The sequence below is a fragment of the Pseudalkalibacillus sp. Hm43 genome, assembly GCF_054170705.1.
On record NZ_CM135129.1, the window covers coordinates 2,135,381 to 2,148,182 of the forward strand.

The 12,802-nt window shown below is 44.3% G+C and carries 12 protein-coding genes and 1 riboswitch; of the genes, 2 read left to right on the forward strand and 10 right to left on the reverse strand.

Features of this window, described 5'->3' with window-relative positions:
* Positions 1 to 40: 40 nt before the first annotated feature.
* The 7 genes from guaA to groES all read right to left on the reverse strand — a co-directional run bounded on the left by guaA (position 41) and on the right by groES (position 9,605).
* The gene (guaA, locus tag ACXQIQ_RS11290) at positions 41 to 1,579 is read right to left on the reverse strand and encodes a glutamine-hydrolyzing GMP synthase (protein WP_439302470.1); all 1,539 of its coding nucleotides are present in this window, start codon (positions 1,577 to 1,579) and stop codon (positions 41 to 43) included.
* 104 nt (positions 1,580 to 1,683) lie between these two features.
* Positions 1,684 to 1,785: riboswitch (purine riboswitch) on the reverse strand.
* 65 nt (positions 1,786 to 1,850) lie between these two features.
* Positions 1,851 to 4,064, reverse strand: coding sequence for a DUF4129 domain-containing transglutaminase family protein (locus tag ACXQIQ_RS11295; protein WP_439302471.1), 2,214 nt, complete (start codon positions 4,062 to 4,064; stop codon positions 1,851 to 1,853).
* Positions 4,051 to 5,316 carry a DUF58 domain-containing protein gene (locus ACXQIQ_RS11300; RefSeq protein WP_439302472.1) on the reverse strand — a complete coding sequence of 422 codons (1,266 nt, stop codon included), beginning with the start codon at positions 5,314 to 5,316 and terminating at the stop codon, positions 4,051 to 4,053. The genes ACXQIQ_RS11295 and ACXQIQ_RS11300 overlap by 14 nt, the downstream gene beginning before the upstream one ends.
* Positions 5,313 to 6,287, reverse strand: coding sequence for an AAA family ATPase (locus ACXQIQ_RS11305; protein ID WP_439302473.1), 975 nt, complete (start codon positions 6,285 to 6,287; stop codon positions 5,313 to 5,315). The genes ACXQIQ_RS11300 and ACXQIQ_RS11305 overlap by 4 nt, the downstream gene beginning before the upstream one ends.
* A 407-nt stretch (positions 6,288 to 6,694) precedes the next feature.
* Complete coding sequence (locus tag ACXQIQ_RS11310; protein ID WP_439302474.1) at positions 6,695 to 7,447, reverse strand: hypothetical protein; 753 nt, start codon at positions 7,445 to 7,447, stop codon at positions 6,695 to 6,697.
* A 143-nt stretch (positions 7,448 to 7,590) separates the two neighbouring features.
* The gene (gene groL, locus ACXQIQ_RS11315) at positions 7,591 to 9,234 is read right to left on the reverse strand and encodes a chaperonin GroEL (RefSeq protein WP_439302475.1); all 1,644 of its coding nucleotides are present in this window, start codon (positions 9,232 to 9,234) and stop codon (positions 7,591 to 7,593) included.
* Positions 9,235 to 9,320: 86 nt separating this feature from the next.
* On the reverse strand, positions 9,321 to 9,605 hold the full coding sequence (groES, locus tag ACXQIQ_RS11320) for a co-chaperone GroES (RefSeq protein ID WP_439302476.1): 285 nt from the start codon (positions 9,603 to 9,605) through the stop codon (positions 9,321 to 9,323).
* Positions 9,606 to 9,830: 225 nt separating this feature from the next.
* Here groES and ACXQIQ_RS11325 point away from each other — a divergent pair, with 225 nt between their 5' ends.
* Together ACXQIQ_RS11325 and ACXQIQ_RS11330 are read left to right on the forward strand one after the other, a co-directional pair.
* Positions 9,831 to 10,538: a CPBP family intramembrane glutamic endopeptidase gene (locus ACXQIQ_RS11325; RefSeq protein WP_439302477.1), complete on the forward strand. Its 708-nt coding sequence runs from the start codon at positions 9,831 to 9,833 to the stop codon at positions 10,536 to 10,538.
* 2 nt (positions 10,539 to 10,540) lie between these two features.
* Positions 10,541 to 10,747, forward strand: coding sequence for a DUF4305 domain-containing protein (locus ACXQIQ_RS11330; RefSeq protein WP_226552732.1), 207 nt, complete (start codon positions 10,541 to 10,543; stop codon positions 10,745 to 10,747).
* Positions 10,748 to 11,153: 406 nt separating this feature from the next.
* On the opposite strand, the gene tatC is transcribed toward ACXQIQ_RS11330, so the two are convergent.
* Genes tatC through ACXQIQ_RS11345 form a run of 3 tightly spaced genes read right to left on the reverse strand, consistent with a single transcriptional unit; the run spans position 11,154 to position 12,789 of the window.
* Positions 11,154 to 11,906 (reverse strand): twin-arginine translocase subunit TatC, encoded by a 753-nt coding sequence (tatC, locus tag ACXQIQ_RS11335; protein WP_439302478.1) that lies wholly within the window; start codon positions 11,904 to 11,906, stop codon positions 11,154 to 11,156.
* An 18-nt stretch (positions 11,907 to 11,924) separates the two neighbouring features.
* The gene (locus ACXQIQ_RS11340) at positions 11,925 to 12,116 is read right to left on the reverse strand and encodes a twin-arginine translocase TatA/TatE family subunit (RefSeq protein WP_439302479.1); all 192 of its coding nucleotides are present in this window, start codon (positions 12,114 to 12,116) and stop codon (positions 11,925 to 11,927) included.
* A gap of 31 nt (positions 12,117 to 12,147) precedes the next feature.
* Complete coding sequence (locus ACXQIQ_RS11345; protein WP_439302480.1) at positions 12,148 to 12,789, reverse strand: redox-sensing transcriptional repressor Rex; 642 nt, start codon at positions 12,787 to 12,789, stop codon at positions 12,148 to 12,150.
* Positions 12,790 to 12,802: the final 13 nt, after the last annotated feature.

Consider the following 12,802-nt stretch of genomic DNA (forward strand, 5'->3'; position numbering starts at 1 on the left):
AAACCCGAACATTGGTTCATTATCTTGCCTTATCGTTCGTTTATTCCCACTCGATTGTGGATGGTGGCTTAGAAGTCACATCGTACACGATACGATTGACATGATCGACCTCATTTACAATCCGCGTCGAAATGCGCTCAAGCACATCCCATGGAATGCGAGCCCAATCGGAAGTCATACCGTCGATAGATGTAACCGCTCGGATTCCGACCGTATAATCGTACGTACGCGCATCACCCATGACACCGACACTTCTCATGTTCGGGAGAGCGGTGAAGTATTGCCAGATGTCACGGTCAAGACCTGCGTTCTTAATCTCTTCACGTAAAATCGCATCCGAATCACGGACGATTTTCAGCTTCTCTTCCGTCACCTCTCCAAGAACACGGATTCCTAGACCTGGTCCAGGGAATGGCTGACGCCAAACGATTTCGTCCGGCAAACCAAGTTCTGTACCGACTTTACGAACCTCATCCTTAAAGAGTGTGTTCAACGGTTCAATCAATTGGAACTGCATGTCCTCTGGAAGTCCACCGACATTGTGGTGTGACTTGATCGTTTGTGCTGTGTCCGTTCCACTTTCAATGATATCTGTGTAAAGCGTTCCTTGCGCAAGATATTGGATACCTTCGAGCTTCGCAGCTTCTTCATCAAATACGTAGATGAACTCATTCCCGATGATTTTACGTTTCTGTTCTGGGTCCGAAACACCTTCAAGCTTGCTGAGGAAACGATCTTTCGCATCAATTTTGACCACATTCATATTGAAGGAATCACGGAACGTATCCATGACGCTGTCTGCTTCACCTTTACGCAGAAGACCATGATCGACGAACATACAGATGAGTTGATCTCCAACGGCCTTGTGGATCAGTGCTGCAACGACGGAAGAATCAACGCCACCGCTTAAGGCACAAAGTACTCTTTGATCACCGACAGTATCGCGTACTTTCTGAATTTCGTCTTCAATAAAGTTTTCCATAGTCCATACTGCTTCACACTTACAGATGTTCTTGACGAAGTTCTTCAGTAGTTCGTCGCCGTGCTCACTGTGTCGTACTTCTGGGTGGAATTGCACGCCGTATAAATTACGAGAAGGGTCACTCATTCCAGCGACAGGACAAGACGGGCTTGTCACATCGGTCTGGAACCCTTCTGGAGGAGCGACAACCAGGTCCCCATGACTCATCCATACCGTTTGTTCTTCCGGTAAGTCTTTATAAAGGTCATTCATGTTACGGATAGCTACAGTCGCTTTTCCGTACTCACGGTGGTTTGCCTTCTCTACCTTCCCACCGAAGTGGTGCGTCATCAATTGCATCCCGTAACAGATTCCTAAAATCGGAATACCAAGATCAAAGATCCGCTCATCACATTTAGGAGAATCCGGCGCATAAGCACTGTTCGGTCCTCCAGAGAAGATGATCCCTGTCGGGTTGAGTTCCTTGATTTTCTCAGCCGTAATCTTATGGGAATGCAGTTCACTGTACACCCCTAAGTCACGGATTCGTCGTGTAATCAATTGATTGTATTGCCCGCCAAAATCTAGAACGATAATCATTTCTTCAGTTACTTGCATGAAAGTCAGCCACCTCTCAAACGAATTGTGTAATTGCTTCTTTTTTCCAGTAGATATAAAGAAAAAGAACCCAAACCATTGAAGGCAGGGTCCTGTTATGTGCGCAAAACAGTGCCTGCCTTCATAGTCAGACCATTTACGGTGATCTGGTAGAGACATTCGGGCCATATCCCCGAACATATATGAAGGAAGTCATTAATCCATATACTCCGCGTGACAAGGTGTCACACCTTAAAATATGGATTAATTCTAACAGCCACTATAATGACGGTCAAGGTCGTATCCTTTTAATTAAATTTTCCCACAATTCTTTCGTATCCGTCCAATCGACAGGTTGATCATTTTGACCATATCGCGCTTTCTCATACTTCCTCGTCAAGATCTTCATATCGCCTGTATCGAGGTAGCGATCCACTTCGATCGCGTATTCACGTAACGTTTGTTGTGGGCGTTTCTTCACATCGTATTGCTCCAACAACCATAGCAATCTATGGTAAGCGTCCTGGAACACTTGCTCATCTTTCCGTTTTCTGAATCGCCATAGGAAAAATTTGTTCAACCACTTCTTTCGTGTCAAATAACCGAATCCTGCTCCTAAGACGAGAAGGCTGATGAGACTGATTGCAATCCACTTCAGCCAGTTGAGTACTTTATCCAGGTTGAATGGAAGCTCGAATCCGCTAGATTCAGAACCATTCTCAAGGTTCTGATTCTGTTGATTCTGCTCATCCTGCTCGACTGGGACATCCAGATTCGTATCGTCTTCTTGATAGTCATCTACGAAGTTCCCGAGGTCTCGGAATCCTCTCGTAGGCTCGAAAGGTACCCAACCTACCCCTTCAAAGTACACTTCTACCCAAGAGTGTGCATTCGAATTTGTAACCTCGTATTCCCTGACTCCATCACCGATGGTCTCCTCGTATTCTCCAGCTGTAAAGCCTTTTACCCAACGTGTCGGAATTCCGATCGTCCGGAGCATAACAGCCATTGATGTAGAGAAGTTATCACAATAACCAAGTTTCGATTCAAACAAGAATTGGTCGACATAATCCTCGTTCCGGTCTGGGACCGCGACATCTTGAGTATTGTAACCGTAACCGTTGTCCGCGAAGTATTGCTCGATCGCTTTCGCCTTACCATACGGATCATTGATTCCAGCCGTAATGTCTTGAGATAACGTTCTCACTCTCTCAGGCAAATCTTCTGGGAGCTGTAAGTACCGTTCTTGAATGAACCCAGGGTACTGCGTGCTAGAATTTCTAAGCATCGCTTCTGAGAACTCAGGATACTTATAGTTCACCGTATAAGTCTCAAGGCCAGACTCTCCGGCTTCTTCAAAGGTCATCAATTTACCCGTAACCGAGTTCATTTGGTAATCGCGATTTTCTTCACTATCCACAGCAGTCAATTGACCCGGATAGATGATGAACGGATAAAGTCCATTCTTCACTACTTCTACCTTTGCCGTTAAGTCTTCCGTTTGGACATCTTCCCCGTACGTCAATGTGTGTGGGGAATCCGTCGTGATGTTCTGAGGGTTCACTTGTTCACTTGCCGGATCAGCTGGCTTCGTATCCCATCCGAGACCGGTATATACTTCTTTCGATTCTACTCTCCAATAGTGCACTTCACTGATTTGCGTGCGGAAAACCGGTGTATCATCGAATACAAAAGGTCCTCCCAAACGGCTGTCATTCGTACCGTAACCGATCTTCTGGATACCGCCGCCTCTGCCCGTTCCTTCACCTTCGCCAGCCTGACTTCCGACTGCCGTAATGAACGGAACCGGATCCGGCCATTGAGGAGCTGCTTTCGGCGCAAGATAGCCGAGTACAGAAGAGAACGAGATTAATAGTGCAAGTGGTATGACCCACATGAGCGGGAACTGGTTTTGATAAACCCGGAACCCTTTTTGTTCAATGATCCGAATGAATCTTAAGATCCCTAATAGCACAAATCCGATGATCACCGTACGGACGATCGCACCAGATGCATCGTAAGCTGTGAAGGTATCGACCACAGTGACGTAAAGGACTGTGATGATGAAAAACAGGAAGATTCTCCTCGCCTGGATCAGCCAGTAATGCATCAGATAGCTGATGAGCCATAAGAGCACAAGGAATAAGAACGTCCTGCTCAAGTTACTCATACTATCCCAATCTCGGGCGAACGCATGTTGAGAGGCGTTCATCAAGTCATTGACCAAGTAGCTCACCCATTGCACATCAAAAAACGAGACAGGAAAATAAATCGTATGCAAGGCATAGGCTAATGCCAACAATTTAATCGGGAACGAGACCCAAATGGAAAGCTCGAAATAGGAGATTGTAAATAGAAATGCTGAGAACAGCACGAAAATCGAGAGATAATTCGTATTGGTAAAAGTCGATAGGGGACGTAACCATTCCCAGAATAGCAGGAATCCGAGCATATAAAGAAGGAACGAGCCCATCGTAAACTTTTGACGATCATCAACTCGTGGCATTTTGAACACCCGCCTTCACAACTTCACTGAAGTCGTCAATATTGACTGTATACACGACGATGTTGCGGGCTCTCAGCCTCGTCAACACGTGTTGTTCTTCTTTCGAGATCACTTTTTGCTTTGAAATATAGAAAAAGATCGTCTGGACCTGATTGCCAGACATCCGTTCAAGCATCTGAATGAAGCCATCAGACATATCGGGTGAAATGATCATCACGGATAGCCCTTTCGACATTTCGTGAGCTTCATGCTTCAATACACCCGTCAGAGAAGACTTCGTATCCGGTTGGATCCGAGCGAGATGTCCCATCCATTTCGACTCGAAGTTCTGACCTGATTGGAAAGACAATTGCGTATGCTCTCTTGAAACCGTATGGAATTCCACCGATGTTCCGCTGCTGATGGCATGCTTCAGCACTGAGGCAGCAAGCGATACAGCTCTTTCGAATAGATGCTGTCCATTTCGTTGATACGTTGGATTGCTCCCATCTAAAAACACGACGAAATCATCGTTCCGCTGCGTCTCGAATACTTTCGTGACGAGCTTATTAGAACGAGCGGTCGCCTTCCAATGGAGCCAGGACAACTTATCTCCTGGCGTATAGTCCCGGATGCTGACAGCAGAAGTAAAGTCTTGCTGTGCTTGTTTTCCGGTCCGTTTCATACCCGACGGATTCGTCTCGAATATGTTCCAACCTGCAAGAGGTTGCGTTTTAGGATACACTTGAATCGATTTTTTCTGAGGTATGGAAACGGTTTTCGTTATGAAACCGAACAGATCTCCAGTGTCCAAAGAGATCGCCTCAAACAAATGGATGCCACGAGGCACTGGTTTGATGAGATACGAATAAGACGCTTTCCGTTTGAACAAAGGAAACAGTAGCGCTTTTGATTGCGTTTGATAGACATACTCTCTCTCATTCGCATGATTGACGAGTAGTCCCGGTAACTCATCATTGATTACGAGGTAGAATAACGGAATCGGATAGCGACTACGTATATTAATCGTCACTTCTACCGTTTCACCTGCTATGAAATTGGATTTATTGATTTCGCGCTCCACTGTGATCTGAGTAAGCGGGAATAATAACACGAAAACGGTGTACAACACGAGCGGAAGCACGGAATAGAACAAGAACCAGCTGACGAAACCACCTTGAAACATGGCATAGGAAAATGAGCTTGCGATCAGCAGGATGATGCCCAAAATCCCTAATGCTGTACGATAACGCGCAAGCTGTTTCTGGATCATACTTTTTCTTTCCTAAGGACCGGAACCGGCGTGCGTTCCAGGATTTCCTCGACGACCTTTTCAGGTGTATACCCATCAAAACGAGCTTCCGGCTTTAAGATGATCCGGTGGCAAAGGACAGACTTCGCCAAATATTTGATGTCATCCGGTACGACGTAATCTCTGTTCAACAAGAGAGCATACGCTTGAGCAGTCTTCATAAGCGCTAATGATCCACGCGGGCTTACGCCAAGGTGGATTCCGCTATGCTTTCTTGTGCGGATGACGAGGTCGATAATGTATTGCTTTACGGACTCCTCGACAAAGACGGATTTGACTTGTTTTTGAAGCTTCAACAGGTCGTCCAAATTCAGGACAGCCGTCAATTCATCAATCGGTTGGGCTTTTTCATTACGGGAAAGGACTTGCATCTCCTCACTTGCAGTTGGGTATCCCATCTTGATCTTCAACAAGAAACGATCCAATTGAGCTTCCGGTAACGGATACGTCCCCTCATACTCGATCGGGTTTTGTGTGGCCATGACAAAGAAAGGTTCCGGTAATTTGTGTGTGAACCCATCGACTGTAATGCTTTGTTCTTCCATCGCTTCCAATAGAGCAGACTGTGTCTTTGGAGAAGTACGGTTGATTTCATCCGCCAATACGATGTTCCCCATTAACGGCCCTGCTCTGAATTCGAATTCCATGCTTTTTTGGTTATATATCGAAACCCCGGTTAAGTCCGAAGGCAAAAGGTCTGGTGTAAACTGGATACGGTTGAATTTCGCACCAACAGATTGCGCGATGGACCGTACCATCATCGTTTTCCCTACACCCGGCACATCTTCTAGCAAGATGTGTCCACCGGTCAAAAGTGCGACGATGCTCAATTCAGTAGCCTGGCGCTTTCCAACCATGACGTTTTCTACATTATCCACCACTTGTTTGAGTTGTGGATGATAAGACTCATACCTTATGTTATTCGCTGCCATTACAGTTTTCCCCCTTAATATGTTCCTACCGCTAAGTCCCTGACTGATACCCCAAAAAATCTTATCTATCCTTAACTAATTCGAAGTATATTGACAAATTCCTTGTTAATTTGAAATATTCACTCACATTGTAACAAAATGGCAAGTGGATTGATACTTTGAATGCTTCGTTGGTAGAGAATTTAAGTATTGGATACATATATATTTGTAAAAACATCTCAGGTTCACAATTAAAGAGGTTGTTGGTTGTCGATTATTCACTCACATTTTGTAGATATTTCTCAGGAAATTGTTATGATTTGTAGATTGATGCATCAGGATTTTCTACTTCTCTGATTGTATCGCCTGGCGATACGCCGAAACAAAAAAGAACCGACCATTTGTTTTGATCAGCTCATAAAATAGATTTATTTCTTGAATATGGAGAGTAAACCACTCCATTTTCCTTTAGGTCTATGTTGTATCGCTTCTTCCAATCTTTTATTAAAATCATTCTGTTCGCGCCATTCTTTGATTTGTTCTTCTCTCATGCTCTTCATTTCATTTTGTAATTGCTCACTTCTATGTTGTTCTTGCTGCAGCAATTCTTCATAATGTTCTTTCTCTTGTTGTATCAACGTTTCGTACTGCGCCTTTTGTTGCTTGGTCAAATTCTCGATTTTCACATTCGTTTTCTGTGCAGCATTTCCAATACTCGAACTGATCGCATGATGATCCTGCTGAAGGCGGGATACAGTTGTTTTCAGTTGGGCCATATCGCTTTTCAGTTGTACATTCATCTCACGTGTAGCAGCGAGTTCATTCACAACTACCCTTAAGACGTCTTTCAATTGATTCGGATCGTATGGTAAGCTTTCAACATTTTCATATGTATCGGGTAGCGATATATCAGTTTCATCGGGGACTTTCAATCTTTCTCTTTGTTGCTCCACAAGGTCTTTTGCTGTATCGTCAAGGGGCTTTTCCGTATCGCGTAACGCTATAAGCGCACCAACATCACTTTGTACAAAGATACGTCGATCGCCATCTTTCAAAAATTCATAACCGTTCCGCTCCAGGATCTGCCCATATTTACGTACAGTAGGAGTGGCAATTCCCACTTCTTCTGCTACTTCTTTGGTAGAGAATGCTCGTTCATTCGGTTGTATATCGCGTCGCATATCGGGCCTCCTTTACTATTAAATATGATGGTTTTCGACATGAATTGCAACATATATCGGCAAGCGATACATAATTGTAATATCGCATAAAAAAAGACTACTTCCTCAACAGGAAGTAGTCTTTTAAGGGTGTGGCGCATGAATTACATCATGCCGCCCATTCCACCCATTCCGCCCATGCCGCCCATGTCAGGCATGCCACCGCCGCCGTTGTTTTCTTCCGGCTTATCTGCGATGACTGCTTCTGTTGTAAGAAGCATTGCTGATACGGATGCAGCGTTTTGTAGTGCAGAACGCGTTACTTTTGTAGGGTCAACGATACCAGCGTCGATCATGTTCACCCATTCTCCAGTAAGTGCGTTGAATCCAATTCCAAGGTCTTCACCTTTCAAGCGCTCAACAACAACAGATCCTTCAAGACCAGCGTTGTGTGCGATTTGACGGATTGGCTCTTCTAGTGCACGAAGAACGATTTTCACACCTGTTTCTTCGTCTCCAGCAGTTTCAATCGCTTTAACAGCTTTCAGGACGTTTACAAGTGCAGTTCCACCACCAGAAACGATTCCTTCTTCAACTGCTGCACGAGTTGAGTTCAATGCGTCTTCGATACGTAGCTTACGTTCTTTCAATTCAGTTTCAGTTGCTGCACCGACTTTGATGACAGCTACTCCACCAGCAAGCTTCGCAAGACGCTCTTGTAATTTTTCTTTATCGAATTCAGAAGTTGTTTCTTCTAATTGAGCACGAAGTGTGTTTACACGAGAAGCGATTTTCTCAGTGTCTCCAGCACCTTCAACGATTGTCGTGTTTTCTTTCGTAACGACAACTTTAGAAGCTGTACCTAGTTGACCGATGTTTGCAGATTTAAGATCAAGACCGAGGTCTTCTGTGATCACTTCTGCACCAGTCAATGTTGCGATGTCTTCAAGCATCGCTTTACGACGGTCACCGAATCCAGGAGCTTTGACAGCAACTGCATTGAATGTTCCGCGAAGTTTGTTCACAACGAGTGTTGCAAGAGCTTCACCTTCAACATCTTCAGCGATAATTAGGATCGGCTTACCTTGTTGTACCACTTGCTCAAGGACAGGAAGAACTTCTTGGATGTTGGAGATCTTCTTGTCAGTTACAAGGATATAAGGATTCTCAAGGACTGCTTCCATTTTGTCAGAGTCAGAAACCATGTAAGGAGAAGCATATCCGCGGTCGAATTGCATTCCTTCAACGACTTCTAGCTCTGTAGCGAATCCTTTAGATTCTTCGATTGTGATAACGCCGTCGTTTCCAACGCGCTCCATCGCTTCAGCAATCAATTGACCGACTTCATTGTCACCAGAAGAGATTGCAGCAACTTGTGCAATTGAGTCGCGTCCTTCGATTGGCTTAGAAATTTTCTTAAGTTCTTCAACTGCAGCAGCAGTCGCTTTTTCGATACCTTTACGGATGACCATCGGGTTTGCACCAGATGTTACGTTCTTCAAACCTTCACGGATCATCGCTTGTGCAAGGACTGTCGCTGTAGTCGTACCGTCACCAGCAACGTCATTCGTCTTGCTTGCAACTTCGGATACAAGCTTTGCACCCATGTTTTCGAATGCATCTTCAAGTTCGATTTCTTTTGCGATTGTTACACCATCATTCGTGATTAGAGGTGAACCGAATTTCTTCTCAAGAACCACGTTACGTCCTTTTGGTCCAAGAGTTACTTTTACAGCATCTGCAAGAGCGTCCACACCACGAAGCATGGAGCGACGTGCGTTTTCACTAAACTTGATATCTTTAGCCATTGTTTAAAGAACCTCCTTGATTGGTTGTATGTAGGGAAAGACTTCCCTTTCAATTTTTAACTGTTAAAAAGAGAATCTCGGATGGATTAGCCTACGATTGCTAGTACATCAGATTCGCGTAAGATTAAGTATTCTTTACCTTGATATTTCACTTCAGTACCAGCGTATTTTGAATAGATAACTGTGTCGCCTTCAGATACTTCAAGTGCAACTTTTTCTCCGTTATCCGTTACTCGACCTGCACCTACTGCAACGATTTTTCCTTCTTGCGGCTTTTCCTTCGCAGAGTCTGGAAGTACGATTCCGCTAGCGGTTTTTTCTTCGCTTTCAACAAGCTCAATGACAATACGATCACCTAACGGCTTTAACAAGTGAAACACCCTCCTCAAGGATTTTGATTTTAATTATTAGCACTCTAAATAGGTGAGTGCTAATTCCATTTATAATATTAATCAACTTTCATTTTTTTTGCAAGAGATAACCTGAAAATTTTTGTTAGGTTTCTGTAAAGAAAAGCGCGAAGTCATAAGAAAGGTATTATTGGCAATAGTATGTTAAAATGGGGCATTGAATCTGTCACGAAAGAGGAGAACAGTTTGAATAAACGTTATGGATGGGTACTCATCACTTATATATTGATCTTACTTTCCGGGGTCATTGGCGGACCTATTCTGATCGGTCTCGATGTCCCTCGTGAAAAGATCCCTGGGCTTTGGAACGTAATCAGTTTTTCAATCGGAATCGTGATCATCTTTCTGATTTTACTGCCGGAATGGCGGAACCGGGAGGATCGTGAGGAACGCGCTAGTGTTCCTGCAACGATCGGCTGGTCGATCCTAGGTATTCCGATCGTTTTCACAGCACAGATTGTAGCTGCTACGATTGAGATGCAATTTTTAGGCGTCGAACCAGGTTCAAAAAATACAGAAATGATCGTCGAGCTGACGTTGTCAGTGCCACTTCTGATTCTTGTGGTTTCTGTCTTCGGTCCTATATTGGAAGAAATCGTGTTTCGGAAGGTAATCTTTGGTACACTCTATAAGCGAACGAACTTCTTCATTGCTGCACTAATCAGTTCACTTGTGTTCGCTGTCGTCCACCGTGACTTCAGCCACATTCTGGTGTATGCGGCGATGGGCTTCACACTCAGCTTCCTGTATGTGAAAACAAAACGATTGATTGTACCAATTATTGCTCATGTGGCTGTCAATACGACGGTCATGCTCGTCCAGGTCGTCTTTCGAGACGAGATCATGAAACTTGAAAAACAACTAGAGAACATGCAATTCATTATTGGAGGCTGATTATGAGATTTTCACCAACCTTCTGGATATTTGCCTATTTGATACTAGGCGTGATCTTTACGTACTTGGCCATCTTTTATGCACGAGAAGACGGCGTCTGGTCGTTCTGGCCGATCCTGAACATGGCACTCGCTGCCTATGACTTCTTCAACGCATACCGAATGTTCGAGTTACGTAAAAAAATAAAGCAGATGAAGAAAAAGGATTGATCCTCGGGGGTCAATCCTTTTGTTATGGCTTTAAGGGACAGTAAGTGCCTCTTACTGTCCTTCATTTCGGGTTTCTGCTGTTTTTGAGGACAGCAAACGACTCTTTCTATCCCTCATTTTGCGTTTCTGCTGCTTTTGAGGACAGAAAGCACCTCTTTCTATCCTTCATTTCGGGTTTCTGCTGTTTTGGAGGACAGCAAACGACTCTTTCTATCCCTCATTTTGCGTTTCTGCTGCTTTTGAGGACAGAAAGCACCTCTTTCTATCCCTCATTTCGGGTTTCTGCTGTTTTGGAGGACAGTAAGCACCTCTTTCTATCCTTCATTTCGGGTTTCTGCCACTTTTGAGGACAGAAAGCCCCTCTAAACTGAAAAAAGCGGCCAGTTCGGCCGCTTTCACATTATATTTATTCTTCTTCTGACTGTTCTGCTTCTTCCGCTGTTTGCTGTGATTTCTTGTAAGCGAAACCTGCTATAAAGATGCTGACTTCATAAAGGATGATCAACGGTACGGTCACCATCATGTGCGAAATCAGTTCCGGTGGTGTGATCAACCCTGCAAGCACGAGCAATACGAAATAGGAATACTTTCGAATTTTACGTAAAAAGTCGGGTGTCACGAGTCCGAGTCTCGTCAAGAACATGATGACGACAGGGAACTGGAACAGGATTCCGAATGGCAATGTCAGACGGAAAAGGAAATGGAAATATTCATTGATTCCATACTCTTCTTCTACTCCAAGCAGATCGGACAGTCCGTTCATAAAGTCGATGACGAATGGAAATAGAATGAAGTAAGAAAACGAAAGTCCGCCTACAAACAAGATGAAGGTAAGCGGGATGTACATCAACGTCACCTTACGCTCTTTCTCATAAAGGCCTGGACTGATGAACGCCCAAAGCTGGTAGAGCGCGACGGGTGAAGTAATCAATATGCCTATCAGAAAAGCAAAATCCAGAAATACACGCAGAGGGTCGGTCAGATTGAATACGTTCAACTCTAAGCCTGCAGCCTCTGGTGTCTGCTTCAAATACTGAATCAATGGCATTGCTAGGAAGAATCCGGCGATGAACGCCGCTATGAATACAAGTATGACGATGAATATCCTTTTTCGTAGTTCTTCAATATGTTTCTGAAGTGTCATTTGTTGATTCGTCATACAAAACTACCTTCCTAACTAGTCTTCATCTCTGTTCTTCTTGTCATCTTTTTTCTTATCTGTATCGTCGTCATCCACAAGCCCTTTCGTTGCGGTCTTGAATTCACGCAATGTCTTTCCTGCTGCTTTTCCAAGCTCAGGCAGCTTTTTCGGACCGAAGATCAATAGTGCGACGACTCCGATGATAATCCAACTTCCTGGACCAAGCATATTGGTCACCTCCTCAAGTATCTTTCTCAGATCATTTATCCAACGGGTAATTTTTCAAAAAGTAGATCAATGATTGGAGTTCTACAGCTAAATCAATATGATGAATTCGGACATTGTCTGGTACGTTCAAGCGGGCGGGGGTGAAATTCAGAATCCCGTTCACACCGATTTCGACCAGCTCATCCGCTACCGTTTGGGCGGTTTGAGCAGGAACGGTCAAAATCGCGACCGACATGTCCTTCGTAACGTGTTTCTTCAAATCTCCCAAATGATGGATCGGTACTCCACTGATCGTGGTACCGACTTTACTCTCGTCTACATCGAATGCTAACTCGATTCGAGTGTTGTCGTTCTTCAAAAAGTTATAATTCAGAAGGGCTGTCCCTAAATTCCCTACACCGATCAGCATCACTTTCGTCACTTCATCCTGATCGAGTGTCTTTCGGAAAAAGGTGAGCAGATAATTGACATTGTAGCCATATCCCTTCTTCCCTAGTGCTCCGAAATAGGAAAAGTCTCTGCGGATCGTCGCAGAATCAACCTTGACCGCTTCACTTAGCTCGGAAGAAGAAACACGCAGCTTCCCTGATGAGGATAAGTTTTTTAGAAATCGATAATACAACGGCAACCTTTTTGCGGTCGCTTGAGGTATTTTTTGATCATCAACGCTCATTAGGTTCCTCCAA